The 24,724-nt window shown below is 67.4% G+C and carries 24 protein-coding genes; 10 read left to right on the forward strand and 14 right to left on the reverse strand.

Annotation, left to right across the window (positions count from 1 at the left end; genetic code table 11):
- Positions 1 to 7: 7 nt before the first annotated feature.
- The 6 genes from QH195_RS07415 to QH195_RS07440 all read right to left on the reverse strand — a co-directional run bounded on the left by QH195_RS07415 (position 8) and on the right by QH195_RS07440 (position 4,333).
- On the reverse strand, positions 8 to 775 hold the full coding sequence (locus tag QH195_RS07415; protein WP_280434822.1) for an ESX secretion-associated protein EspG: 768 nt from the start codon (positions 773 to 775) through the stop codon (positions 8 to 10).
- Complete coding sequence (locus tag QH195_RS07420; RefSeq protein WP_280434823.1) at positions 772 to 2,121, reverse strand: hypothetical protein; 1,350 nt, start codon at positions 2,119 to 2,121, stop codon at positions 772 to 774. The genes QH195_RS07415 and QH195_RS07420 overlap by 4 nt, the downstream gene beginning before the upstream one ends.
- A complete protein-coding gene (locus tag QH195_RS07425) occupies positions 2,121 to 2,504 on the reverse strand; it encodes a hypothetical protein (protein WP_280434824.1) in 384 nt (127 codons plus the stop codon). The genes QH195_RS07420 and QH195_RS07425 overlap by 1 nt, the downstream gene beginning before the upstream one ends.
- Before the next feature lie 57 nt (positions 2,505 to 2,561).
- Positions 2,562 to 3,113 carry a DUF3558 domain-containing protein gene (locus QH195_RS07430; RefSeq protein ID WP_280434825.1) on the reverse strand — a complete coding sequence of 184 codons (552 nt, stop codon included), beginning with the start codon at positions 3,111 to 3,113 and terminating at the stop codon, positions 2,562 to 2,564.
- A gap of 129 nt (positions 3,114 to 3,242) precedes the next feature.
- A complete protein-coding gene (locus QH195_RS07435) occupies positions 3,243 to 3,449 on the reverse strand; it encodes a DUF397 domain-containing protein (protein WP_280434826.1) in 207 nt (68 codons plus the stop codon).
- Positions 3,446 to 4,333: a helix-turn-helix domain-containing protein gene (locus tag QH195_RS07440; protein WP_280434827.1), complete on the reverse strand. Its 888-nt coding sequence runs from the start codon at positions 4,331 to 4,333 to the stop codon at positions 3,446 to 3,448. Before QH195_RS07440 ends, QH195_RS07435 begins: the two co-directional genes overlap by 4 nt.
- Positions 4,334 to 4,640: 307 nt before the next feature.
- On the opposite strand from QH195_RS07440, the gene QH195_RS07445 reads away from it, so the two are divergent.
- Together QH195_RS07445 and QH195_RS07450 are read left to right on the forward strand one after the other, a co-directional pair.
- Positions 4,641 to 4,970: a hypothetical protein gene (locus tag QH195_RS07445; RefSeq protein WP_280434828.1), complete on the forward strand. Its 330-nt coding sequence runs from the start codon at positions 4,641 to 4,643 to the stop codon at positions 4,968 to 4,970.
- Entirely contained in the window at positions 4,967 to 5,362 is a 396-nt protein-coding gene (locus QH195_RS07450; RefSeq protein ID WP_280434829.1) for a hypothetical protein, read from the forward strand. Before QH195_RS07445 ends, QH195_RS07450 begins: the two co-directional genes overlap by 4 nt.
- Positions 5,363 to 5,581: 219 nt before the next feature.
- Here the strand turns inward: QH195_RS07450 and QH195_RS07455 are convergent, their stop codons facing one another.
- Positions 5,582 to 6,754: an aminotransferase class V-fold PLP-dependent enzyme gene (locus QH195_RS07455; protein ID WP_280434830.1), complete on the reverse strand. Its 1,173-nt coding sequence runs from the start codon at positions 6,752 to 6,754 to the stop codon at positions 5,582 to 5,584.
- Positions 6,755 to 6,958: 204 nt separating this feature from the next.
- Between QH195_RS07455 and egtA the strand changes: the two genes are divergently transcribed.
- The 4 genes from egtA (at position 6,959) to egtD (ending at position 11,603) form a co-directional block, all read left to right on the forward strand.
- A complete protein-coding gene (gene egtA, locus QH195_RS07460) occupies positions 6,959 to 8,263 on the forward strand; it encodes an ergothioneine biosynthesis glutamate--cysteine ligase EgtA (protein WP_280434831.1) in 1,305 nt (434 codons plus the stop codon).
- A 204-nt stretch (positions 8,264 to 8,467) separates the two neighbouring features.
- Complete coding sequence (gene egtB / locus QH195_RS07465) at positions 8,468 to 9,799, forward strand: ergothioneine biosynthesis protein EgtB (protein WP_432278480.1); 1,332 nt, start codon at positions 8,468 to 8,470, stop codon at positions 9,797 to 9,799.
- Positions 9,799 to 10,635 carry an ergothioneine biosynthesis protein EgtC gene (egtC, locus tag QH195_RS07470; protein ID WP_280434833.1) on the forward strand — a complete coding sequence of 279 codons (837 nt, stop codon included), beginning with the start codon at positions 9,799 to 9,801 and terminating at the stop codon, positions 10,633 to 10,635. Before egtB ends, egtC begins: the two co-directional genes overlap by 1 nt.
- Positions 10,629 to 11,603 (forward strand): L-histidine N(alpha)-methyltransferase, encoded by a 975-nt coding sequence (egtD, locus tag QH195_RS07475; protein ID WP_280434841.1) that lies wholly within the window; start codon positions 10,629 to 10,631, stop codon positions 11,601 to 11,603. Before egtC ends, egtD begins: the two co-directional genes overlap by 7 nt.
- A 51-nt stretch (positions 11,604 to 11,654) precedes the next feature.
- Here the strand turns inward: egtD and pth are convergent, their stop codons facing one another.
- Both pth and QH195_RS07485 read right to left on the reverse strand, forming a co-directional pair.
- The gene (gene pth / locus QH195_RS07480; protein ID WP_280434834.1) at positions 11,655 to 12,230 is read right to left on the reverse strand and encodes an aminoacyl-tRNA hydrolase; all 576 of its coding nucleotides are present in this window, start codon (positions 12,228 to 12,230) and stop codon (positions 11,655 to 11,657) included.
- 18 nt (positions 12,231 to 12,248) lie between these two features.
- Positions 12,249 to 12,848, reverse strand: coding sequence for a 50S ribosomal protein L25/general stress protein Ctc (locus QH195_RS07485; RefSeq protein WP_280434835.1), 600 nt, complete (start codon positions 12,846 to 12,848; stop codon positions 12,249 to 12,251).
- 388 nt (positions 12,849 to 13,236) lie between these two features.
- Here QH195_RS07485 and QH195_RS07490 point away from each other — a divergent pair, with 388 nt between their 5' ends.
- Entirely contained in the window at positions 13,237 to 14,880 is a 1,644-nt protein-coding gene (locus QH195_RS07490; protein WP_280421551.1) for a peptide chain release factor 3, read from the forward strand.
- Between the two features lie 356 nt (positions 14,881 to 15,236).
- Here QH195_RS07490 and QH195_RS07495 read toward each other — a convergent pair whose 3' ends face one another.
- Both QH195_RS07495 and QH195_RS07500 read right to left on the reverse strand, forming a co-directional pair.
- Positions 15,237 to 15,869, reverse strand: a complete 633-nt coding sequence (locus QH195_RS07495; protein ID WP_432278479.1) for a nuclear transport factor 2 family protein — start codon at positions 15,867 to 15,869, stop codon at positions 15,237 to 15,239.
- A 343-nt stretch (positions 15,870 to 16,212) separates the two neighbouring features.
- Positions 16,213 to 17,193 carry an Abi-alpha family protein gene (locus QH195_RS07500; RefSeq protein WP_280434836.1) on the reverse strand — a complete coding sequence of 327 codons (981 nt, stop codon included), beginning with the start codon at positions 17,191 to 17,193 and terminating at the stop codon, positions 16,213 to 16,215.
- 227 nt (positions 17,194 to 17,420) lie between these two features.
- Here QH195_RS07500 and QH195_RS07505 point away from each other — a divergent pair, with 227 nt between their 5' ends.
- Both QH195_RS07505 and QH195_RS07510 read left to right on the forward strand, forming a co-directional pair.
- Entirely contained in the window at positions 17,421 to 18,743 is a 1,323-nt protein-coding gene (locus tag QH195_RS07505) for a hypothetical protein (protein ID WP_280420582.1), read from the forward strand.
- Entirely contained in the window at positions 18,734 to 19,591 is an 858-nt protein-coding gene (locus tag QH195_RS07510) for an Abi-alpha family protein (RefSeq protein WP_280434837.1), read from the forward strand. The genes QH195_RS07505 and QH195_RS07510 overlap by 10 nt, the downstream gene beginning before the upstream one ends.
- A gap of 347 nt (positions 19,592 to 19,938) precedes the next feature.
- Here QH195_RS07510 and QH195_RS07515 read toward each other — a convergent pair whose 3' ends face one another.
- Positions 19,939 to 21,753: an ABC-F family ATP-binding cassette domain-containing protein gene (locus QH195_RS07515; RefSeq protein WP_280434838.1), complete on the reverse strand. Its 1,815-nt coding sequence runs from the start codon at positions 21,751 to 21,753 to the stop codon at positions 19,939 to 19,941.
- 430 nt (positions 21,754 to 22,183) lie between these two features.
- Complete coding sequence (locus QH195_RS07520; protein ID WP_280419774.1) at positions 22,184 to 23,155, reverse strand: 4-(cytidine 5'-diphospho)-2-C-methyl-D-erythritol kinase; 972 nt, start codon at positions 23,153 to 23,155, stop codon at positions 22,184 to 22,186.
- 144 nt (positions 23,156 to 23,299) lie between these two features.
- Between QH195_RS07520 and QH195_RS07525 the strand changes: the two genes are divergently transcribed.
- Positions 23,300 to 23,509, forward strand: coding sequence for a heavy-metal-associated domain-containing protein (locus tag QH195_RS07525; RefSeq protein WP_280419775.1), 210 nt, complete (start codon positions 23,300 to 23,302; stop codon positions 23,507 to 23,509).
- Here the strand turns inward: QH195_RS07525 and rsmA are convergent.
- On the reverse strand, positions 23,491 to 24,378 hold the full coding sequence (gene rsmA / locus QH195_RS07530; RefSeq protein ID WP_432278301.1) for a 16S rRNA (adenine(1518)-N(6)/adenine(1519)-N(6))-dimethyltransferase RsmA: 888 nt from the start codon (positions 24,376 to 24,378) through the stop codon (positions 23,491 to 23,493). The two genes, QH195_RS07525 and rsmA, sit on opposite strands and share 19 nt — an antisense overlap.
- Between the last annotated feature and the right edge of the window lie 346 nt (positions 24,379 to 24,724).

The following is a 24,724-nucleotide window of genomic DNA, read 5'->3' on the forward strand; positions in this document are numbered from 1 at the left end:
CGCGCCCTCACCGAGAAGTGCGGGTTCGGACTCGGTGGGCGGCTTCCAGGCGGCTGCGGAGTTGGCGCAGGATTTCGTCCGGAGGGCCCGGGGTGACGGTGAAATCGTCGGTGTTGTGGTTGTGGAGCAGGTAGCGGCCGTCGTCCGGGTAGTCGAGCCAGAGGAAGGCGTAACCGTCGTCGGTGGGCCGGGTGTCGACGGTGTAGCCCGGGTAGATCGTGATCTCGCCGGTGCCGGCGCGGGGGCGGCGGAAGAAACGTTGCATGTCCTCTACGAGCGAGAGCTGGGTCGGATGCCGGGAGTACACGGGTGCGTTCAGGTCGCCGCGGCGGGCTCGAATAGGCTGGTGACGGCCGGTTTCGACTTTCGGCAGGCCCGCCACCAGCCGGGGAGCCAGTTGGTCGCTGCGGAGCTGGGTGAGGACGATGTCAGCACCGGATTTCGGTGTCGGGCCGGGTAACTGGGTGGCGAGTACGGCGACACGGCCGATAACCCCGGCGTGCATCCGTACCGCGGTGTTCTGCCCGGGGCCGTGCACGCCGTAGATCTCCACCCGGATCTCCGGCTCCAGGAGCACGGTGAGCGCCCGGTAGAGCGGTTCGTCGAACACCGTCTGCAACCGGCGTGCGCACTGCTGCCGGTAACGCCGGAACTCGTCGTCGTGCTCCATTCGGGGCGGCATGTATTCCAGCGGATACGGCAGGCGGTCGCGTCCCATCGCCTCGAGGGCCAATGTGAATCCGTAACCGTCCAGCTGCCAGCCAGACCCGTTCATGCGCCGATGACCCCGCCCGGCGGGAGCACTCGGGGCTGTTCGCCGAGCAGCTCGGTGGAGCGGTCCTGGACGAGATAGTCGGGGGTTTTGTGTTCGTCGTCGTCCTCCCCGCGACCCCGTTGCCCACCGGCACCCATCATGCCGGGAACACCGGACATTCCACGCGTCGCCGCGGGATTACCGGTGCGAGTTCCGGGCCCGGTGTTCTGGCCGGGGCTACCGGGGGTCCCGCTGACCGTCCGGCCCGGGGCGCCGGCGGGCTGCTGACCGCCCGGACCGGCGAGCACCGGGGCACCGGTCGTTGTACTCGGTGACCCGGGTGTGGTGGTGTTCGGACGGCCTACCGGTTCTTCGAGCGGCACGGTGCTCGACGGGGTCGTAGCAGTCGACGGGGTGGTGGATGCCGGGTTCTCGGTGCCGGCGGGGTCGGTCGCCGAATCCGGTGTCTCCTGCCCAGGAGTGGCTGTGTCCTGCGGGCTCGTGCCACTCGGATTCGTCCCGGCCGGATCGGTGCCGTTCGGGTTTGTACCGGCGGGGTTCTGCGCGCCTGCGGGTCCGACCGGCTGCTGTGGTCCGGGACCCCCACCGACCGGGCTTTTCGTCACGGGCAGCACAGGGGTTTTCGTGTCTACGGCCGTGACTCCGGGCTGATAGAACTCGATCATCAGATCCTGGGCCTGCGCCTGGGCTTCGTTGGCGCGATGCTTGGCGGCTTTGACGACACCGTTGCCGGGAATATGGCCCACGAATCCATCGAATCCGGACACCTCGACCGGCGGGACGATCGACATCTTGGCCTGGGCGAGGTAGCCCTGCATGAGGTCGATACCGTTGGCGACCATTTCGAAGCTCTTGACCAGCTTCTGCGCGTCGGCGACGAAGGTGCGGGTGCCTTCCATGGCAGCGTTCGCTGTCTGCCCACCCCACAGGTTCGCGATATCGGACTCGACACCTTTCCCGAAGCCGTCCAGGGCAAGAAAGAGGTCTTCGGTAGATCGTCGCCAACCGTCAGCCCCTGCATTGATATCGCCAGATTCCACTGCCGGGTGCTGAGAGCTGCCGTTGAGCGCTTCCCAGATTTGCTGGTGGGTCCAGGTTTTGAACGCTTCCTTCGTAGCGGTGGCTGGAGCGTATTCGCCGTCAAAACCCTGGCTGACCCTGGCCAGTTCGCTGCTTATGCGGGTCCGGTCACCGCTCCACTCCTGTTCGGCGGCACCGGCGGCATCCGAAGCGCGATTCCGGTTACCTTCGGATTCGTCGTAGTTGCCGGTGACTTCATCGATTACCGAATCGACACTGGCGACGGCAGCGACGGCGATGGCAGCGACAAGCAATGGTGCGGGCATCAGTGAAGTCCTTCTCCAGCGGCAGTGGTTTGCGAGGAGTTCTGCTGATCGGTTTCCTGAAGTTGACCGATCGCAGCGGCGTAGGTGTCCCGCATAAGAGTCACAATCTGGATCATCTCGTCGAGCCGCGATTCTGCGGAGTCGCCGTTCTCCGCGCCGCTTGCCTTGAGTTCGAACTTCTTTTTCATGTCCAGTGCAGATGGCAAGCCACCGTAACCAGCGAGATGGGCAAGTCCTTTGGCTTCCCTTCGGATCTGGTCGAGCTGAGTTCGCAACGTGTCGCAACGGCTTTGCAACGCGCTACCGATCCCTGTATCCATCCGCAGATCTCCGTCGATTGCCTGTTGCTTCAGGTTCTGCCAATGCTGTAATTGGTCGCTCATGCTCTGGATCTTCCTAAGAGGTGCCTGGGTGCCTGCGACGGATCTTCCTGCTGGTGCTCAGTCCGGAAGGTGCGGTTCGAGGGCTGTGGCGTATTGGGTGGCAACCTCACAGATGTCACGGTTACGCGCGGCGTCGATTGTCCATGCGACATTGATTTCGAACATGCCCTGCGCAGCGGGCATGGCTGCATAACATGATTCTCCGGCAGAATCTGTTTTGTCCATGAATGTCAGGCCGGGCCGGCCCGCTATGGACGTCTCAGAGATACTGACCAGGTCTCGGTTCGAGCGCGCCTCGTCCAGTGTGTGGGATGTCGAGAATATCGAAACGAAGAATTCATTACCGTTCGAGCGCCAGAGACACACTCGCCACGTCGACGGCCCACTGGGCGGGTCCACCGTTACGTCTTTCGACGCAGGATCCAGGCCCGCAGCCGCAATTGCGCCTTCAGATAATTCGGTGCAGGGATTGAAGAGCTCAACGGGTCCGGTCGTTGTCGGTGCCGTCGTCCCGGTCGCAGCTCCCTCGGTGCTGGATGTGCATCCGGTGGCCAGGACCGCTGCAGCCGCCGTGGCGAGCATGGCACGGACGAAGTCGGCGGTTCGCATGGATCTCCCCTGTGTCGGTGCGGCGGATTACCCCGCCATCACTATAAGACGCACGTCCACGCTTCGTGGTTCCACTGGATTCCGTCGACCGTAGTCCCGGCCACTGGCCATCAGCCGGGACCACGCACGTCATGAACGAACAGCCGTACCTCGCTGCGCAGCGTTCAGGAACGCATCCCAAACCTGTGGGCCGAACACGAGTACCGATCCGGACCGATTCTTACTGTCCCGAACCCCGACCGCACCTCCCGCAAGATGAGCAACCTCGACGCACTCGCGATCCGGGCCACTGTGTGAGCTCTTGAACCACCGGGCGCCTGCTGGATTGTCGGTCACCGCTGGTACTCCTTCGCGATACGCGCGACCAGATCTCTGGTCTCCTGCTCGTTCAAAGCTACCTGGGCTATGCGTCGCATGGCTTCCGTGTACTGAGAGACTTCACTTGCGCGCTCGAGGTAGAGGTCTCCGGTGTAGCCCTCGACATAGGCGACGGATGGTTCCGCGATCCTGGTATTCGATGGCACGGGGAACTCCAGGAACACGAAGGATCGCACCACCAGTCCTATGGGGCTTCGCGCGTCGTACGGCACTACACGCAGGCATACGTTCGGCCACATGCTCGCTTCCATCAGATGCAGCAGTTGGTCCGCCATCACACCCGGTCCGCCCACATGGTGGCGGAGCACGGCTTCGGAAAGCAGAGCATCCAGACGGAATGTGCTGTCTGTGAATTTCTCCCGTCGATGTCCCGCGAGTTCGAGTCGCCGCTCGACATCCACAGTCGGCCAGTCCGGATGAGCAGCCCAAATTATCGCGCGCCGATATTCCGGCGTTTGCAGCAGACCGGGCAGGAGTGTTGTCTGCCAGCTGGTCATGCGGCAGGCTGCCGCCTCCAGCCCGAGATAGTGGTTGAAATCCCTGGGGATCTCGTCGGCGTATGCACGCCACCACCCTCCTCCGGACAGTTTCATCGCGCGCAATTCCTGCACCAAGTCCAGGACGAATCGGCGTTCCTCGTCCGAGGCACCATATCGGTCGCACAGTCCGTTGATCTGCAATGTTGTGGGCCGGGAGGCGTGCCCGTCTTCCAGGCGGCCGATCGTCTGCGGGCTTACTTCGATCGCACGGGCCGCGGCGGCCTGGTTGGTGCCGCTGCGTTCCCGCAGCCGGCGCAGTTCGCGGCCGAGTGCTCGTTTCGGGAGTGTGGATCCACCCGCCATCTTCTTACCTTCCCTAATTATCGAATTCCCCTGTGGAACACTCCGGCCCGGAACACAATGCCGGAAGTGGCCCGGCACGGTCGCCGGGCTGATCTGGGCAGGAATCTCCACCGAGGCGGTTCCACATATCGCACTGTTCCGGTCTACTGATTTCGCGCCCGGCGCAGGAAATACCTCGAAATCCATTGGGTAACACCGGTTCCACTACCTGGAGCGTTGTGGAACCGGTGGTCCGACCGCGGCCGCTACTCCCTGTCGGACCCTGTGCCGGGCTGCATCCCATCGCCTCTTCAGGAAAGGCGGAGCCATGCCCGTTGCGATCGTATACCTGAACAAAAGTCTCTGTGGCGCAAAGCAACAGCATCTCGAAACAGAATGCCGCGATTTCGCCCGCGCCCACGGATTCGCCATCGCCCGAGCGGTGGTGGAGTCCGGTGTGGATGTACTGCCGTGGACATTGCAGAAGTCGGAATTACTCGGTGGCGACGCGATTGTGACACCGACCGTGGAACATATCGGTTTCCGCGCCCCGGTGGTACTCGAGCGGTGCGGGCTGATGATCGTCCACCCGTACGGGTGGTATCGCCACGGCGATGTGGATCAGTGGATACCGGCGACACCCGAGGTCTACCGGTGATCGATCACGAAACCCACGGGGAGGCACACACTTACGTACTCGGCACGCAACCGGCAGCTATCGGCTACTTGCGCACCGATCTCTGTCAGTACCGCGGATTCGTCACCGCGCGTCTGCGGTTGGCCGCCGTCGCCCACGGCTACCGACTGTGCCGGCTGGTCGAACTCCCGGCCGACCCCAGCCCGGACCATCTCGCAACGCTGCGCGCCACGCTGGCCCGGACCGGAGCCGACGCAGTGATCATCGCGACGCCGGCGCACCTACCCGGCACACAGCTGCCTGCCCTACGCAAAGTGACATCGGTGATCGTGGACGACATCACGTTCCCTGCAACCCCGGGCCACCTCGCACGACTGCGCTCTTTCCTGAGCCGAGGACTGCGGTGGAGCTGACACAGCACGGGTGCCGGATGGCAGGCCGGCGTCTCCTCGGCAATATCTCTACGGGCCCGTTGCCCACCACGGGATTCGATGGGCCGAATCAACAGGTGGATGGATCCCAGGGATCGACGATGCGGACTCCGGTTTCCTCGAAGTCGGCGACATTCCGGGTGGCCAGCGCCATACCGTGGACCAGATTGCCGGGTGTGGGCGCCGATGGCGGAAAGCGAGTTACAACGCCGCGACGGCCGCGATGAACCGGTCCAGTTCCTCGCGGCTGACGAAGCAGTGCGGTGAGGCCCGGACCACCGAATCGAGACCGCGGGCCGACATATCGAGCAGCGTCGAGCTCGCATGGCTGACCGTGACCGTGATGTCGGAGTCCAGCAGCCGGTCCCGGACCTTCACCGGCTCCACCCCCGCGACGGTGAACGACACGATGCCGCTGTGGTCGACGCCCAGGTCCCGCACCGTCACCTCCGGCAACTCGCCGAGCGCGCCCCGCAGATAGTCGGCGCGCTCGGCGATCGCGGCATAGACCTGGTCGGGTCCGAGATCGAGAAGATAGCGCACGGCCGCTCCGAGACCGAGACGGGCCGCTACATCGTGTTCCCAGAATTCGAAACGGGAGGCATCCGGCGCCATCCGGTATTCGTCGGGGCCGGTCCACGTGGCGCTGTGCAGGTCGAGCCGGCCGGGTTCCAGCGAGGCAGCCAATTCCGGCCGCAGATAGAGGAATCCGGTGCCGCGTGGGCCGCGCAACCATTTCCGGCCGGTGGCCGACAGCGCATCCACGCCCAGTTCGGCGACATCGAGCGGGAGTTGCCCGGCGGACTGGCAGGCGTCCAGCACCACCAGCGCACCGCCGGCCCGCGCGATCCGGGCCGCGGCGGCCACCGGGTTGACCAGGCCACCGTTGGTGGGCACATGCAGTAGCGAAACCAGCCGCACCCGCTCGTCCATCATCGCGTCGAGAGCCTCGATATCGATCCGGCCCAGCGAATCGTTCGGGATCTGTTCCACCAGAGCACCGGTGGTGCGGGCGCGCTGCAGTGCCGCGATCGCGTTGCTGGCGTAATCGGCACCCGAGATGAGGATCCGGTCGCCGGGTCGCAGCGGGACGGCGTAGAAGAAATCGCTCCACGAACGGGTGGCGCTGTCGCTGAGGGCGATGGTTTCGGGGGTCGAGTTGATCAATTCCGCGATCGCGGTTTTGACCCCGGCCAAATCGTCGAGCCGTTCGTTCGCGGCCCGGTAGCCGCCGATCTCGGCCTCCCGGCGCAGATGCCCGATCACGGTGTCGGTGACCACCCGCGGCGGGAGCGAGGACCCCGCGCTGTCCAGGAAAACCGCTCCGGTCCCGATCCCGGGCGTATCGGCGCGTACGCGCTGCTCATCCACCATATCTCCGACCTTAGTGCCGATTCCGTGACGGCTTCGCGCCGAAAACGTGTCCGTGCCCGTCGCTACCCTGGATTCCACGCGCTCACCGCACCGGTGGCCGCTGTAACACCCGGACCGGCATCGAGAACTGAACATGGGCACGGACCAGTACCCGCGCCCGAACGCACGACAGACGAATCACCGAGAAGCCGCATGGAGGTTGGTATGGCGGTCACCCTCGAACATCCGGAATCGACCAGCGACTCACCCCCACACCCGGCCCTCAGCAGCCGCGCGGCGGCCGAAGCGTATCTCGGCGGCGTCTGTTTCAAACTCGGCCCGCCGAAGCTCATCGGCGCCGAACTCGAATGGTTCACCGTTCACCGCCCCGGTGCCGCGACGGGCGGCTCCGCACCCGGCTCGTTCACCGGCCGCCGCCCCACCGCCGCCCTCCTCGCGCAGGCCCTCGGCCCGCACGCCCCCCGCTCCATTGCCCCGGAGTCCCCCGCCGAGCCGCTGTCCGGCGGCAGCCGCGTCACCGTCGAACCCGGCGGGCAGATCGAACTCTCCAGCATCGCTGTCACCGACCCCGCCGACCTGTGCGACCGCCTGAGCGCCGACCATCGGCGCCTGCACGAACTTCTCGACTCCCGGTCGATCGGGATGATCTCCGCCGCCGCAGACCCGGCCCGCGCACCACGCTGCCAATTACGCTTACCGCGCTATCAGGCCATGGAGGACTATTTCGGCCGGATCGGCCCGTTCGGCCGGCTGATGATGAGCAATACCGCGGCCGCACAGGTCAGCGTGGATATCGGTGCCGACCGGGCCGAACTCACCGCCCGCTGGACAGCGCTGCATGCCCTGGGGCCGGCGCTGGTGGCCGCGTTCGCGTGCTCGCCTGTGCTGCGCGGTGCCCCGTCCGGTGAATGGGCCTCGCAGCGCATGCGCACCTGGCTGCATCTGGACCCCGCCCGTGCCTGTCCCCCGGTCGCCGACTGGACCGATCCGGTCGCCGGTTACGCCCGCTGGGCGCTGGACGCGCCGCTGCTGTGTGTACGCCGCGACGAAGTAGGTCCGGCCCGGCCCGGTGTCGCCTGGCGGGCACCCGAGGGCGCCACGTTCGACGATTGGCTCGCGGGCGCGCTGGACACCGAGATCGGCCGCCGACCCGATATCGACGATCTCCACTACCACCTCACCACCCTGTTCCCGCCGGTCCGCCCGGCCGGGTACTTCGAGGTCCGTTACCTCGACGCCCAGCCCGGAGAGGGCTGGAAGGTGCCGATCACGGTGCTGCACGCCCTGCTGTCCACCCCGGCCGCCGTCGCCGACGCCATCGCCGCCGTGGCGGGCACCGCGGACCGCTGGCTCGACGCCGCCCGCCACGGTCTCGCCGATCCGCAACTACGGGCGGCCGCGATCGCCGTCATGGAAGCAGCGCTGGCGCACAGCCGGGCACCCGCGCCGGAGCTGCACGAGGCGTTGCACCGTTGCTCGGCCGGCGCACAGCCGGCGGGAATCCCATGACCCGCAGTGAGCCGGTTTGCAGGGGTCCGTCGAATCCGTACAGCGGCTCCGTACACCGGCAGGGTGGGTTCAGGGGTTCGATTCCCCTGACCCCACCGCGGAAGTTCGATGCGGTTCCGCCAACTGTCGCAGTCCGTGCCGGTGCCCCGGTGCGCACCCGAACACAAACCGAACCCTTCCGTCGAGCGGAGTGATTACGTGACCATCCAGCACTACCCCGACCGATCCGGTACCGAGCGGCTGCGCGAACGTATCGCGTCGACGCTGCAGCGGGCCCGGGACCGGACAGCCGCGCTCACCGATTGCGTGGACGAGGCCGACCTCGTCGCCCAGCATTCCCGGTTGATGAGCCCGCTGGTGTGGGATCTGGCCCATATCGGCAATCAGGAGGAGCTGTGGCTGGTTCGTGATGTCGGCGGCCGCGACCCGGTGCGCGCCGATATCGACGAGCTCTACGACGCGTTCAAACATGCCCGGCCGGACCGTCCGCAACTACCGCTGCTGAATGCCGTCGAGGCTCGCGGGTATGTCGGCACCGTGCGAGAGAAGGTGTGGGATGTGCTCGAACGCAGTCCCCTGCGCGGGGGCGAGCTGGTCGACGGCGGTTTCGCGTTCGGCATGATCGCCCAGCACGAACAGCAGCACGACGAAACCATGCTGGCCACCCATCAGCTGCGCGCCGGGGCCCCGGTACTGTCCGCACCCGCGCCCCCGGCCGCCGACAGCGCGGTACGCGGGGAGGTCGTGATTCCGGCGGGCGAGTTCGTGATGGGCACCTCCACCGACCCGTGGGCCCTGGACAACGAACGCCCGGCCCACCCCGTGCACGTACCGGCCTTCGCGATCGATGCCGCTCCGATCAGCAACGGGCAGTACCTGGAATTCGTCGCCGACGGTGGGTACGACCGGCGCGAACTGTGGTCCGAACGCGGCTGGGAGCATCGGCAGCAGGCCGGGCTCACCGCACCCCAATTCTGGGAGCGGGATTCCGCCGGGCAGTGGTGGCGGCGCGTGTTCGGGGTGCGCCGGCCGCTCCGGCCGCAACAGCCGGTGGTGCACGTGTGCTGGTTCGAAGCGCAGGCCTACGCCACCTGGGCGGGTAAACGCCTGCCTACCGAGGCCGAATGGGAGAAGGCCGCCCGTTACGACCCGGCCACCGGCCGCACCCGCGCCTACCCCTGGGGCGAGACCGAGCCCGGCCCGGCCACCGCCAACCTGGGCCAGCGCCATCTGGAACCGGCCGATATCGGCGCCTACCCGGCGGGTGCGTCACCGGCGGGCGTGCACCAACTCATCGGCGATGTCTGGGAGTGGACATCCTCGGGCTTCCACCCGTATCCAGGGTTCCGCGCCTTCCCCTACCGCGAATACTCGGAGGTCTTCTTCGGCGGCGACTACCGAGTACTGCGCGGTGGTTCGTTCGGCACCGACCCCGTCGCCTGCCGTGGCACATTCCGCAACTGGGATCATCCGATCCGGCGGCAGATCTTCTCCGGATTCCGGCTGGCCCGCACCCTCGACCCGCGGGAGGCATGATGTGCCGTCACCTGGGTTATGTGGGCCCACCGGCGTCGGTAGGCGAACTCCTGCTGCGCGGGCCGCATTCGCTGCGCACCCAGTCGTGGGCACCGCGGGATATGCGCGGCGGTGGCACCATCAACGCCGACGGGTTCGGCGTCGCCTGGTGGGGTCCGGACCCGGCGACGGTGACCCGCTACCGCAATCCCGACCCGATCTGGACCGACCCCGCGGTGGAAGAAGTACTGCCGCAGCTCATTTCGCACGCGGTCCTCGGCAGTGTCCGTTCGGCCACCATCGGGATGCCGGTGCAACGTTCAGCGTGCGCGCCGTTCCTGTGGGATCGCTGGGCGTTCAGCCACAACGGGGTGATTCCGCACTGGCGGCCGGCACTCACCGCCGTCCTGTCCGATCTCGATGTGGCGGCCACCCGCGCGGGGATGACCCGCCGCTACGAAACCAGTCATCTACTCGAAGCGGAAGCACTCACCGATTCCGCCGCGCTGTGGGTGCTGCTGCGCCGCCTGCTCGACCCCGATACCCCGGCGGGTCTCGCCGAAGACCCGGCCACCGCACTGCGCCTGCTGGTGACGACGGTGCTGCACCACGCGCCCGACGCCCGGCTGAACCTGCTGATCGGCGACGGTCGCGGCCTGTGGGCGAGTACCTGCTACCACTCACTGTCCGCGCTGGTCACCGACGATTTCGCGATCCTTTCCTCCGAACCGTACGACGACGATCCGAGGTGGCAGTCGCTGCCCGATCGGGTGGTCGTCCATGCCGAACCCGGCCGGCTGAGTGTCGAACCACTGGAACCCGCCGGATCCACCGCGACCGAAAGCCTGCAATCGTGACCGAACCCACCGTGGAAGTCCACCTCACCGACGCCGATCTCACCGCGGCCCTACGCGCCGACGCCCGCCGCGGCCTCACCGACAGCCCGAAATGGCTGCCGCCCAAATGGTTCTACGATGCCCGCGGCAGTGAACTGTTCGAGCAGATCACCGCCCTGCCCGAGTACTACCCCACTCGCACCGAAAGGGCCCTGCTGGAGAAGGTCGCGAGCGCCATCGCGCGGACGGCCCAGGCGGAGGTGCTGGTCGAACTCGGGTCGGGATCGGCCAGTAAGACCCGACTGTTGCTCACCGCACTCACCGCCGATGGGCCTTTGAAAACCTATGTTCCCCAGGATGTTTCGGCGTCCGCGCTGCGTGCTTCCGCGGCCGAGGTCGCGGCGGAGTTCCCCGGTCTGGCCGTGCACGGGGTGGTCAGCGATTTCACCGACACCCTGGCGACCCTGCCGCGCGGCGGTCGGCGGATGATCGCTTTCCTCGGCGGCACACTCGGCAATATGGTGCCCGCGGAACGCGCCGAATTCCTCGGCGGCATCCACGATGTGCTCGAACCCGGCGAACAACTGCTGCTCGGTGCGGGTTTGGTGGTGGACCCATCGATCGTGATCCCCGCCTACGACGACGCCGCCGGTATCACCGCGGAATTCAACCGGAATGTATTGCGCGTCCTGAACAACCGGCTGGGCGCCGATTTCGCCCCCGAGAAGTTCGACCATATCGCGCACTGGGACGCGGACAACGAATGGATCGAAATGCGGCTGGCCGCCACCACGGATATGGATGTCACCGTCGCCGACCTGGGTCTCACGCTGCACTTCGCCCGAGGTGAACAGCTCCGCACCGAGATCTCCGCGAAATTCCGCCCTACCGGTCTGGACGCCGAACTCCGCGCCGCGGGCTTCGTATCGGAACACACCTGGACCGACCCGGAAGATCGTTTCGCCCTCGTCCTCGCCGCCCGCGTCTGACCATGCCCTCGAAGTCGCCCGGCCGCTCCGGTGCGCCGGGCGCGGGCTGCCTCAGTGCAGCTGGTTCTGCGCCGCTTCCAAACCCACTCGTAGCAGCAGTTCCACCGCGTCGGCCGCCTGCTCCACCACTACCGGGAGCTCTTTACGCTCGGCCGCCGCGAACGGTTTGAGGACGAAATCGGCCGGATCCTGCCGGCCGGGCGGACGGCCGATGCCGATCCGGGTACGCAGATAGTCCTTGGTGGTCAGGGCCGCGGAAACCGAGCGCAGCCCGTTGTGGCCGCCCTCACCACCGCCACGTTTCAACCGGACCGCACCGAACGGTAGATCCAGTTCGTCGTGGACGACGATCACCTCGGTGGGCGGAACGGAGAAGAAACGGGCCAGCGCCGATACCGGCCGCCCGGACAGGTTCATATACGACCGCGGTTTCGCGATCAGTACCTGCCGGCCGTCCAGCCGGGCCTGCAAAAGATCGGTACCCGACTTCTTGTGGGCCGTGAAACGGCCGCCGACCCGCTCCGCGAGCGAATCGGCGACCAGAAAACCCACGTTGTGCCGGGTGCGTTCGTACTCGGGACCCGGATTGCCCAGACCGACGACGAGCGCCGGTACAGAATCGGCCATCGCGGAAGGTGACCCGTCCTATTCGGCGGCTTCGCCCTCGGCGGCCGCGGCCTCGGCCTCGGGCTCGGCGGTGGCGCGGGCCTCGACAATGTTGACCAGCAGCAGCTCGGGATCGCCGGCCAGGTTCACGCCCTTGGGCAGCGCGACCGAACCCGCGGTGATCTGGGTGCCCGCCTCGGCACCCGCGATGGAGACCTCGAGGGATTCGGGGATGTTCAGCGCATCGGCCGAAACGGAGACGGTGGTGGCTTCCTGGGTGACCAGGGTGCCGGGGCCCGCCTCGCCGACCAGGGTGATCGGCACATCGGCGTTGACCTCTTCACCGCGCTGCACGATCAGCAGATCGGCATGCTCGATGTAGCGGTGGATGGGGTGCACCACGACCGATTTGGTCAGCGCCAGCTGCTTCTTACCCTCGATGTTCAGGTTCAGCACCGCATTGGTGCCGTGCTGGCGCAGGATGGCGGCGAACGACAGCGCATCCAGCGACAGATGCTGCGGATCGGACTGATGCCCGTACAGGACCGCCGGAACGTTGCCCGCGCGGCGGGTGCGGCGCGCGGCACCCTTGCCGAACTCGGTGCGGATCTTCGCTTCGAGAAGGTTGACGTCGGACATGACTGGATAACTCCTACGGCTCTACCGGGCTTATGGGCGGTTGCCAGGGAAATCGCGCCCCTGGTCAGGTGGTCTGCTCGTCAGGCGAAGACCGAACGCCAGCGGCCGGAAGCCGCGCCGCGTCGATCACGGTGCCGCAAAGTTGCGAACCCTCGCCGAGACAACCCGAATACTGTAACCCAGCGGCCCTGAAAGTCCGGAATCGGGCTGTGTTTCTTTGCGCCGCCTGCGGCGGCGCGGGTTTTGGCTCTCCTCGGCGTGGTCGAACCCTCGCGGTTCCGGAGCAGCGAGCGAGTGGCACCGGAGTGCGGCCGGGCGTCGGTCCCGGTACGGCGGTCACGTAGCCTGGACGGTTGTTCCCGATCTCACCGCCGAAAGGTTTCATCCGTTGACCGCCTCCACCGAGGGCTCCGCCGCGCCCGTCGCGCGCGGATTGGCCGGCGAGGTGTCGCGGCGCCGCACCTTCGCCGTGATCTCGCATCCCGACGCAGGTAAATCGACACTCACCGAAGCGCTCGCGCTGCATGCCCGCAAGATTTCCGAGGCCGGTGCCATCCATGGCAAGGCGGGCCGCAAATCCACCGTCTCGGACTGGATGGAGATGGAGAAGGCGCGCGGGATCTCGGTGAGTTCCACCGCGCTGCAGTTCAACTACCGGGCCGCGGGCTCCGATATCGACCATGTGATCAACCTGGTCGATACCCCCGGCCACTCCGATTTCTCCGAGGACACCTACCGGGTGCTCACCGCGGTGGATGCCGCGGTGATGCTGATCGACGCCGCGAAGGGTCTCGAACCACAGACCTTGAAACTGTTCCAGGTCTGCCGTCACCGGGGTATTCCGGTGATCACCGTCATCAACAAATGGGACCGGCCCGGACGTGCCCCGCTGGAACTGCTCGACGAGATCGAGGAGCGGATCGGCCTCACCCCGACCCCGCTGTTCCTGCCGGTCGGTATCGCGGGTGATTTCCGCGGTCTGCTGCGCCGCGGTCCCGAGGGCGCGGCCGCCGAATACATCCATTTCACCCGGACCGCGGGCGGCGCCACCATCGCGCCCGAGGAATCGCTGCGCCCCGAATCCGCCGAGGCCCGGGAGGGCGCGGCCTGGACCACCGCGGCGGAGGAGAGCGAACTGCTCTCGGCCACCGGCCAGGACCACGATCAAGAAATGTTCCTGGCCGGGCAGACCTCACCGGTGATCTACGCCTCGGCCATGCTGAACTTCGGTGTCCGGCAGCTGCTGGAAACGCTGGTCGCGCTGGCGCCCGCACCCGGTTCGCGCGCCGATATCGGCGGCACCCCGCGCAATCCGCAGGACCCGTTCAGTGCGGTGGTGTTCAAGGTGCAGGCCGGTATGGACACCGCCCACCGCGACCGGCTCGCGTTCATGCGCATCGTCTCGGGTGAGTTCGAACGCGGCATGGTGGTCACCCACGCGCAGACCGGCCGGCCGTTCGCGACCAAATACGCGTTGACCGTCTTCGGCCGGGAACGCGCCACCGTCGATACCGCCTACCCGGGTGATGTGGTGGGCCTGGTCAACGCGACCGCGCTCGCCCCCGGGCACACCCTGTTCGTCGACAAGAAGGTCGAGTTCCCGCCGATCCCGTCGTTCGCCCCGGAACATTTCGCCGCACTGCGGGCGCAGAGCGCCGGTAAGTACAAGCAGTTCCGCAAGGCGATCGATCAGCTCGATTCCGAGGGCGTGGTTCAGGTGCTGCGCAACGATTCCCGCGGTGACGCCTCCCCGGTGCTCGCCGCGGTGGGTCCGATGCAGTTCGAGGTGGTGACCGCCCGGATGCAGGGCGAATTCGGGGTGGAGACCCAACTCGACCATCTCGCCTACACCATCGCCCGCCGTACCGATGCCGCCTCGGCACCCGAATTGGACCGCCAGCGCGGGGTGGAGGTGTTCACGCGCACCGACGGCGCGATCCTCGCGGTGTTCAGCGATAAATGGCGGTTGCAGTACATCCAGAAGGAAATGCCGAAACTCACCCTGGAACCGCTGGTCGCCGCCGCCGACTGAAACTTGCGGGGTCCACGACGGACGCGCCCGGCCTCAGACGTGATCGATGGTCCCACGCTGCGCTGCCGGCTCGCGCTACAACCGCCCAGTCCCCGGCGGCGCAACCACTAGCTCGCGATACAACCCCTCGACCCCGGCGCAGGAACTCTCGAGCCTCCAGCGATACCCCTCGGCCCCGGCAAAACCCGCTCAGCCGAGGGAATCGCCGCACGGGCAGTCAGGCGGCACCGACTCTGTGACGCGACCGGCGGGCGGAGTCGGACCCGTACCCGTGATTCCCGGCCCTGTGTCGGCGGAGACCGCCGGAGCAGCCGGCACAGCCCCGGATAACCGGCGTCAGCGAGCGCCGCAACCGCTCAGCCCGCAGCCCTGTGTTCCGGGCCCGGATACTCCTGGTCGTCGCTGCTGCCGATCGGCTCCTCCGGGGTCTCGTCGCGCGTCGCGGTCTCCCGCGGGTCGCGTTCGACGGCTTCGACCCCGTCGGACTGCTGGATCAGCCCCCACCGATTGGCGGTCAGCCGCAGACTCGGCAGATCGCTGAGCGAGAGCACCACCTCGTAGGTGCGTTCGTAGCCGGTGTGCGCGATCCGCCAGCGGCCGTCGTCGCAGCGCACGTATTCGTCGGTGTAGAAGGCGGCGCCACGCAGCAGCATATTGTTCTCGGGGATCAGCACCGTATCGGAGAGGTACCAGATACCGGAGGCCTGATCACCGTCCACATCGATCTCCGGGTGATCGCAGCGGTGCTCGGTGATCACATGCGGCCCCAGCGTGTTGCGCAGGAAAGTCAGGAATGCTTCCCGGGACTCGAACTGCAGGTATTCGCTGTAGGTGGCCGTGGCCTCCGGGATCATCGTCTCGGCGAAGTCTTCCCAGAGTTTGCTGTCCAGCGCCCGGATATAGCGGAACTTGAGGCGATGGATCTCCAGGACGTCCTCCGACGTCACCGGTGTCGTCTGGCGTGAGGTGTTCGGTCGTACGGGTCCCATGGTCAGCGGCACATCCGTTTCGGGTTCGAGCCGCGGCGGGAGCGAGACATCCAGTCCGGCGCCCAGCGCCGCCGCGAGCGCGGCACCGGAGAAGGCCATGGTTTCACTGCTCTGGCCCGGCCGCCGCGGAAAACCACCCGGGTGCGGCCCCGGATCGTTGCGCTCCTCGCCCTGGTCCATAACTCCACCATCCCACCTGAAATGGACAAATTGGGAGGTTATTCAGATCTGTATCGGATTGCTATACAGCGTCGGAGGTATTACGGGGGCCGGGTCCAGGCCGGTCAACCGGCGAATCGGGCCGGGTCGGCGCGGTGGTCCGTAACCGGGGCCGGGCGGCGGATCAGAGCCGCTGACCGTTGCCGATGGTGAAACAGGTACGGCAGAAATCCTCGCCGAACTCCGTCAAGCGCAGACTTTTGCGCACGATTTTCGGGGCCCGGCCCGCCTTTTTCAAAGCGTCCTCCACGATCGGCTGGACCTCGAGCACCATATACCGGCTCAGGACCACCGGATCGTCGGAATTATGGGTCAGGCCCAACCGGCTGAGGTTGATCAGATACGACCGTGCCCGGTCGATGTAGCGCACACCGGCCTGCTCCGGCACCGAGGTGAGCCCACCGGCAATCAGCTCGGATCCGATACCCAGCGGGCGGTTGGTCCGTACGTCGACGGTCGGCTGCGGGCCGTTGAGCGCCATATAGCGCAGAATGCGGGCCTCGTCGGGGGCGAGTTCGTCGAGGATCCGGTCGTAGGCGGGATGTACCTCTTCGGTGAAGTAGACATCGGCCGATCGGGCCAGCAGCGCGTCACCACGTTTACGGAGTTCGGCGACGGTGGCCGAACGCATATAGGAGCCCACCGCCACCGTCTGCTGACCGGAGGTCTGCCCGGTCGGTACATAGCTCACGATTTCCCGCACCGAGCCCTCGGTGACCCCGAGCGCACTGCGCGCGATGGACCGCAGCGCGTTACCGGTGCGTTCGGCGATCTCGGCCGAGGACTCCCCGTCCAGGGCCGCCTGGGTGATCTCACGGGTGACCTCGAATGACGTGTTCGCCGCCCACTGCCCACCGCGCACCACACTGCCGGCCGCGACCCCGGCCGCGCGGAAAACCCCGCGGATGAGCCGGGCCTCGTTACTGATCTGCCGCTGTTCGACATCGGCGCTGCGCTCGACACTCGACGGCGGCCGGCGGACGACATCCGCCGGGTCGGGGCTCGTCTTCGGCGCCGGATTCGGGCCGGTACCGGCCGGCGGGCGCCATTGCACGGGCCGGGAACCGGTCCGGGTGAACTCCTGTCCGGTCCTGTCGTCTGCCACGTCTACTCCGATATCGCCAGATGAACGAATCCCGCTCACCGATTATTGCCCATCGACGGTGATAGCCCCGCGCCGGACCATGGATCCGGCTCACGTCTGAGACACTAATGTGTCGCGGCCGGTCGCGCTGCCGGCGGGATGGCCGCCGCAGCGCGGTGACGGTTGGGCTGTGGTGCTAATTTGAGGTCCCGGTGAGGCGGCGATCACCGGGAGCAGGAGGGTGTGTCGTGTTGGAGAGTGTGTTCGGGGTGCACCCGACGATCCTCCTGGAATTACTGACCATTCCGCTGTTCACCGGCGTCATCGGCTACGTCACCAACTGGACCGGCGTGCTGATGCTGTTCCGGCCGATCGCTTTTCACGGTATCCGGATCCCCGGCCTGCGCTATCTGTACCCGTATCTGCCCAAGCGGATCCAGATTCTGCCGCTGCTCAGCCACGACGGCCGTTTCGGCTGGCAGGGCATCGTGCCGTCACGAGCCGACAAAATGGCCAGTATCGCGGTGGACAAAGGACTTTCGAAACTCGGTAGTGTCACCGATTTCTATCGCGAACTGGAACCGGACGCGCTCGCCGAACATCTCGCGCTCACCGCCGAAACCCAGATCCGCGATATCGTCGAGAACATCCTGCGCCGCGACCATCCGCAGCTCTGGTACAACCTGCCGTCCCAGCTCCGGGAGATGGTGCACGAGCGCGTCCGGCAGCAACTACCGGATATCCTGCGCGAACTCACCGATGAACTGGGCGCCAACATCGACCAGCTGCTCGACGTCAAACAAATGGTGATCCGGTATTTCCAGGCGCGGCCGCAGCTGCTCAACCAGTTGTTTCAGGTGCTGGGCGCCAAGGAATTGCGGTTCATGCAGAATTTCGGTCTCTATTTCGGCGCCCCCATGGGCGTGGTGCTGGTGGCGATCCTGCATACGACCGGGTGGCCGACATTGGCGGTCCTGCCGATCGGCGGGGTGATCATCGGCTGGGTGGTCAACTGGGTGGGCCTGAACATGATCTTCGCCCCCGCCGAACCGAAATGGTGGTGCCCGTGGCGGCAGGGTCTGCTGATCAAACGGCAGAACGAAATCACCGACGGTTACGCCGAACTCGTTTCCACCCAGGTGATGACGGTCGCCAATATCGGTGACGAACTGCTCAACGGGCCCAAATCGGATCGGACCCTGCAGATGCTGGAGGACACCCTGCGCCCGGCCGCCGACCGCGCCCTGGGCCCGGCGCGCGGCGCGGTGAAACTGGTGCTCGGCAGTCGCGACTACGAGACTCTGACCCAGACCCTGACCTCCGAGGCGATGGCCATCGCGCCGCTGGCGTTCGCCGACGCCGACTTCAACGAACGCCAGGGCAAACAGATCGGCGCCTATATCGCCAAACAGATGTCGGAGCTCTCACCGAACGATTTCGTCGATATGTTGCGCTCGGCCATCAAACAGGACGAATGGCTGCTGTTCGTGCACGGCGGCGTCCTCGGGCTGTTCGCGGGATACGCGCATATCCTGGTGTTCGGAACGGGGGTGGCGACCACATGGCTGTGAACGAGAAACCACGAGAACCCGCAGATCCGGGCGAACCGAGCCCCGGCGAATATCGCGAACCGGTGGGACCTATCGGCCCCGTCGCGGCGGTACGCGCCGTGAGCGGGGTCGCGCGGGTCGCGGCGTCGGTGGTGTCCGGTACCGCACGGTGGGGTGTGCACACCGCACTGGATGTCACCGAGACGGTGGTACGCGGCAGTATGGCCGGGCAGCCGCCCACCGAGATCCGCACCGATGCGACCCGGCAGATCCGGGAGGCGCTGCGCCTGGCGCTCGGGGTCACCGCCACGGAACCGGCCGCCACCGCATCGCCGACCGAACGGTCGCTGCGGGCACAGGGGGCGGCACTGCTGCGCCTGGCCGCCAGCACGCGGGCACCCGACGAGGGGCACCCGGCCTTCGCCCGGATTCTGGCCGAACTCACCTCCGACGAAGCCCGCATCCTGCGGCTGCTCCGCCTCGACGGGCCGCAGCCGACCGTGACCGTACGCGGCGGCCGTTCGTCACGGCGCGCCCGCCGAGCCGGAGAAGCACGATCCGGGGCGGACGATCTCGGGGTGAGCATGATCGGTGAACACGCGGGACTCCGGCATCCGGAACGGATCCAGCGCTATCTGAACAACCTGCGGCGGGTGGGCCTGATCGAGGCACTACCCGAACCGGTCGGCACCCCGGAGCGCTACCAGCTCCTGGAAGCCCAGGCGGCGGTGGCGGACCTACTGAAACACGCAGGTGGTCGCGGCAAACTCCAGCACCGGGGGATCGCGCTCACCACCTTCGGCGAAGAATTCGTGCAGACCAGCCTGCCCATCGCCGGTGAAGAAGACCCCGCCACCGGCACCCCCTGATACGGCACCACCCGGGATGTGCGACTCGTCGGTTTCGACGTGGTTTCCGGGCTCGCCCACCGTGGCGGGCGGCGGCACCGGAACATCCTTCGCCGGCCGGTTCCCGATACCCGGCCCGCAGGCAGCCGCCGACCGGTACAGCGCAATCGCCATCGCGATCCTCGGCCCGCCCCGGCGGCGATCAGGTACCGCGCGAGCTGTGCTGAGCGCACCACTTGCTGCTTGTTCGCGGGGACCCGTCGCAGCTCGGACAGCGATCCGGAGCCGGTCCCTGCCGGGCCGCGGGGTCGTAGCCGATCAGTGGCGGCGCGGTGCTCCCCGCACGAGCGGCCCGTGGGCGCGACCGCTCAGACCTGGTCGGCGAGTTCCATCCAGCGTTCCTCGGCGGTTTCCTTCTCCGCCTGCACCTCTTTCAGTTCGGCGCCGAGGGTGACCAGTTTCTCGGGCTCGGTCGCGGCGGCGGCGAGCGCGGTGTGCAATTTCGCCTCGCGTTCGCCGAGTTTGTCGATGGCGCGTTCCAGGCGGGTGAGTTCCTTGCGGGCCGCCCGGTAGGCCGCCGAATCGGTTTGCGACGCCTCGGCCCGGTTCGCGGACGCGGACGCCGCCTGCCGGGCGGTGTCGCCGGCCGCGAGCTCGGCCCGCCGAGCCAGGTATTGGGTGATACCGCCGGGCAGGTTGGTGAGTTTGCCGTCGCCGAACAGCGCCCAGGTGCTGTCGCAGATCCGCTCGATCAGGTAGCGGTCGTGGCTGATCACAACCAGCGTCCCGGCCCAGTTGTCGAGTAGATCCTCGAGCTGTTGCAGGGTGTCGATATCGAGGTCGTTGGTGGGTTCGTCGAGCAGCAGCACATTCGGCTCGGACATGAGGATGCGGGTGAGCTGCAACCGGCGGCGTTCGCCACCCGAGAGATCCCGGACCGGGGTGCGCTGGCGGGCCGGGGTGAACCCGAGTCGCTCCGCCAGCTGACCGGCGGACAGTTCCAGCGCCTTGCTGCCTTCGCCCAGAGTGATCCGCATGGCGATCTCCTGGACCGCCTCGAGCACCCGCATCTCGGTGGGGAGGTCGTCGAGCTCCTGCCGCAGCCAGCCGATCCGCACCGTCTGCCCTTGCACACGTTTCCCCGCGACCGGTTCGACGTCACCGGCCAGTGCCCGCAGCAGGGTGGTCTTACCCGACCCGTTCACGCCCACCAGGCCGACCCGTTCCCCGGGCGCCAGCCGCCAGGTCAGATCCTGGACCAGTTCGCGGCCGTCCGGCGTGGTGAGGGTCGCATCCTCGAGTTCCACCACTACCCGGCCCAGCCGCTTCTTGGCGAACGATGCCAGCGACACACTGTCCCGCGGCGGCGGGACATCGGCGATCAGTGCCTCCGCGGCTTCCACTCGGTAGCGCGGCTTCGAGGTGCGGGCCTGCGGACCACGCCGCAACCAGGCCAGTTCCTTACGCGCCAGGTTCCGCCGCCTGGCCTCGGTGGCATCGGCCTGCCGGGCGCGTTCGGCGCGCGCGAAAATCCAGTCGCCGTATCCGCCCTCGTAGGTTTCCACCCGGCCGCCCACCACTTCCCAGGTGCGGGTCGCGACGGTGTCGAGAAACCAGCGATCGTGGGTGACCACGACCAGCGCACTGCGCCGGGCCAGCAGATGTTCGGCCAGCCACTGCACGCCCTCGACATCGAGATGGTTGGTGGGTTCGTCGAGTACCAGCAGGTCGAGCTCGCGCACCAGCGCCGCGGCCAGCGCGACCCGGCGGCGTTCCCCACCGGAGAGATTGGTGACGGCGGTGTCCAGCCCCAGCCCGGCGATCCCGATCCCGTCGAGTATCGAACGGATCCGGGGGTCGGCGGCCCATTCGTGTTCGGCGATATCCCCGGTCGGCGCATCGTCGGCCAGCCCCGCGAGCACCACCTCGCCGACGGTCGCGCCCTCGGGCAGCACCCCACGCTGGGTGACCACGGCCATCCGCAATCCACCCAGGCGGCTGACCCGGCCGCCGTCGGGCTCCTCGATCCCGGTCAGTACTTCGAGCAGCGTGGTCTTACCGCCGCCGTTGAGACCGACCACCCCGATCCGTTCGCCCGCATGCACCCCCAGCGAGACCCCGTCGAGCAGTGGTTTGATCCCGAAACTCTTGCTGACCTGTTCGAGATTGATCAGGTTGGCCATGAATCCTTCCGCCTCCGCTGCCGGCCACGCCGATACGCGACCCCGCCCAGCCTATCGAGCCCCGCGTACCGGCCGACCGCCGCCGGGGTGCAGCCCGGCCTGTAACCGGGAACCGGTTGATCCGGTCGCGGACCAACCGCTGGGTCGCAGTACGTAGTGCTTCCTGTACGACGCCGGCTCAGCCCGAACGGCCTGCCGGACGAACAGTTCTCCGTGCGGACCGGTGATCACCGGTCGACCGGCTACGTCCGGCCCGGAAACCGGCCGCCGGGACTGTGGACATCCCGGCGCACAGCGAGCACGCCGCGGACGTCGGGCCGGTTCACTACCGGGATCACTCGAACGGACTGCGCCGTACCGACCGGCCGGGGGCCGCGACCGGTGGACAGGCCGCAAAAGTCTCGACTCGATACAGAACCGGCCGAACGAATCACGCCCGGCGCGGGCCGGGGGGCGGCGGTTCCGGGGACGGGTGGTGCGGTTCATCCTGGCTCGTTATCCGCGCCCCCGGCACGGGACCCGTCGCCGTCCGGACACTGCGGGCAACCCCCGCGCCGGAGAGTTCGGCTGCAACGGCGACCGCGGCTTCGGTGGTTTCGCAGAGGAAAGCGCACGTCGGGCCGGAACCGGAGACGAGACCGGCCAGCGCCCCGGCCTCCACTCCCGCGCGGAGGGTCCGGCGCAGGTCGGGGCGCAGCGAAACGGCCGCGGCCTGGAGGTCGTTGCCGAGCAGCGGGGCGAGCTGGCGGGCGTCGCCGGAGGCCAGGGCCTGCATGAGGGCCTGTGGTTCGCCGAGTCGCGGGGGGTCGCCCTGGACGCGGAGCCGGTCGAGTTCGGTGAATACCTCCGGTGTGGACAGTCCACCTTTCGCCAAGGCCAGCACCCAGTGGAATGAATTGCGCGACAGCACCGGAAGCAGCCGTTCCCCGCGACCGGTGCCCAGCGCCGTCCCCCCGTGCAGGGCGAAGGGCACATCGCTGCCCAGTTCGGCGGCCACCGCGGCGAGTTCGTCCCGATGCAGCCCCAGTTCCCACAGCTCGTTCAGGCCTACCAGCGCGGCGGCGGCGTCGGCGCTGCCGCCGGCCATTCCCCCGGCTACCGGAATACCTTTGTCGATGGTGATCTCCACCAGCGGCGCGCGGCCGGCCAGCTGGGCGAGCCGGACCGCCGCCTTCCAGACGAGGTTGGTCCGGTCGGTGGGTACTTCCGCGGCGCCTTCTCCGGTGACCCGCAGCGTGAGCGAGTTGGCGGGTGCGATCTCGAGATCGTCGGCCAGCGAAAGGGCTTGGAAAACGGTGGTGAGCTCGTGGTAGCCGTCGGCGCGCAGGTCACCTACTCCCAGATGGAGGTTGACCTTCGAGGGTGCCCGCACGGTGACGGGACTGGGCACAACGGACAGCACGGTGCCCAAGCCTAATAGGTGCTGTCGGGCAGCGACCATCCGAAGACCACGCAGGGCCCGAGTCGGCACCAGCCTTGCAGTAAATTACCCCCGGGGGGTATATTCGGGGTGTCCCGGCAGAGGACCGAGCACGAAGGAGACACCATGTCCACCACCAGCACTTACACCGTCAGCGGTATGACCTGCGGCCACTGCGTCCAGGCGGTGAAAACGGAAATCGGCAAAATCGACGGCGTCACCAGCGTGGACGTCGACCTCGCCTCGGGGCGGGTCGTCGTCGACGCCGCCGCGGAGATCGCCGATTCCGATATCGCGGCCGCGGTGGACGAAGCGGGTTACGAACTGGCGAGCTGATCGCCGGCCTGCGCGGCGAGGCGGACGAAGGCCGCGGTGTCGAGGGTTTCCCCGCGCGCAGTCGGCGCGATTCCCGCGGCGAGCAGCCTCCGTTCCGCTTCCGCCGGGCTCCCCGCCCAGCCCGCCAGCGCAGCCCGCAAAGTCTTCCGGCGCTGCGCGAACGCGAGATCGATCACCTCGAACACCCGCAGGCGATGCGATTCGTCCATCGGCCAGGGCGGTTCGGCGAACCGGTCCACCCGAACCAGTCCCGATTCCACCTGCGGCACCGGCCAGAACACCTGCCGGCCTACCGCACCCGCCTTCGACACGGTGCCGTAGAAACCGGCCTTCACACTGGGCACGCCGTACACCCGGCCGCCCGGCCGCGCGGCCAGCCGATCCGCGACCTCGGCCTGCACCATCACCAATGCCGTAGTAATACTCGGGAATTCGGCCAGCAGGTGCAGCAGCACCGGAACCGCCACGTTGTAAGGAAGATTCGCCACCAGAGCGGTCGGCACGCCCGGCAACATATCCGAACGGACCCGCAGTGCGTCACCGGGTACCACGGTCAACCGGTCGGCCAGTACACCGGCCCGTTCCCGCACCGTATCGGGCAACTGCGCCGCCAGCACCGGGTCGATTTCGACGGCGAGCACCGAATCCACCACATCCAACAGGGCCAGGGTCAGCGAACCCAGACCCGGCCCCACCTCGAGCACCGTATCCGCGCGCCCGACACCGGCCGCGGTCACGATCCGCCGGACCGTATTGCCGTCGTGCACGAAGTTCTGCCCGAGCTGTTTGGTCGGGCGGACACCGAGCCGCTCGGCCAGCTCCCGCACCTGCGCGGGGCCCAGCAGGGCAGCCTCACCACGCGCCATCATCTCGGCATCCGACACCGGCCGAACTTACCAACCGTGTTTTCGGCGCAGCGGGGCGGAGGCTGATCGATCCGGTCTCGGGAGTGGAGCGTCCGCGGAGGTGCAGCTGTAAGTTCGGAGGCGCTCCGGCTCCGCTGTGCGGGCACCGGGACGCTGTCGGCCCGATATAGGGGTGGGGGGGGGCGGCCCGGGGCGGGGGGGGGGGGGGGCGCCGGGGGGGGGGGGGGGGTGGGGTGGGGTGTTTTACACCTCGGGGTTTATCTGGCCCCCCACCCTCGAGGCGCGGAGCGCCTCCAAAATTACTGAATACGCTGTTTCAGCGCCTCGAATTCGTCGCGCACGCCGAGTT

Origin of the sequence: Nocardia carnea (assembly GCF_029868855.1) — a bacterium.
In the GTDB taxonomy this organism is placed as follows: Bacteria; Actinomycetota; Actinomycetes; order Mycobacteriales; family Mycobacteriaceae; genus Nocardia; species Nocardia carnea_A.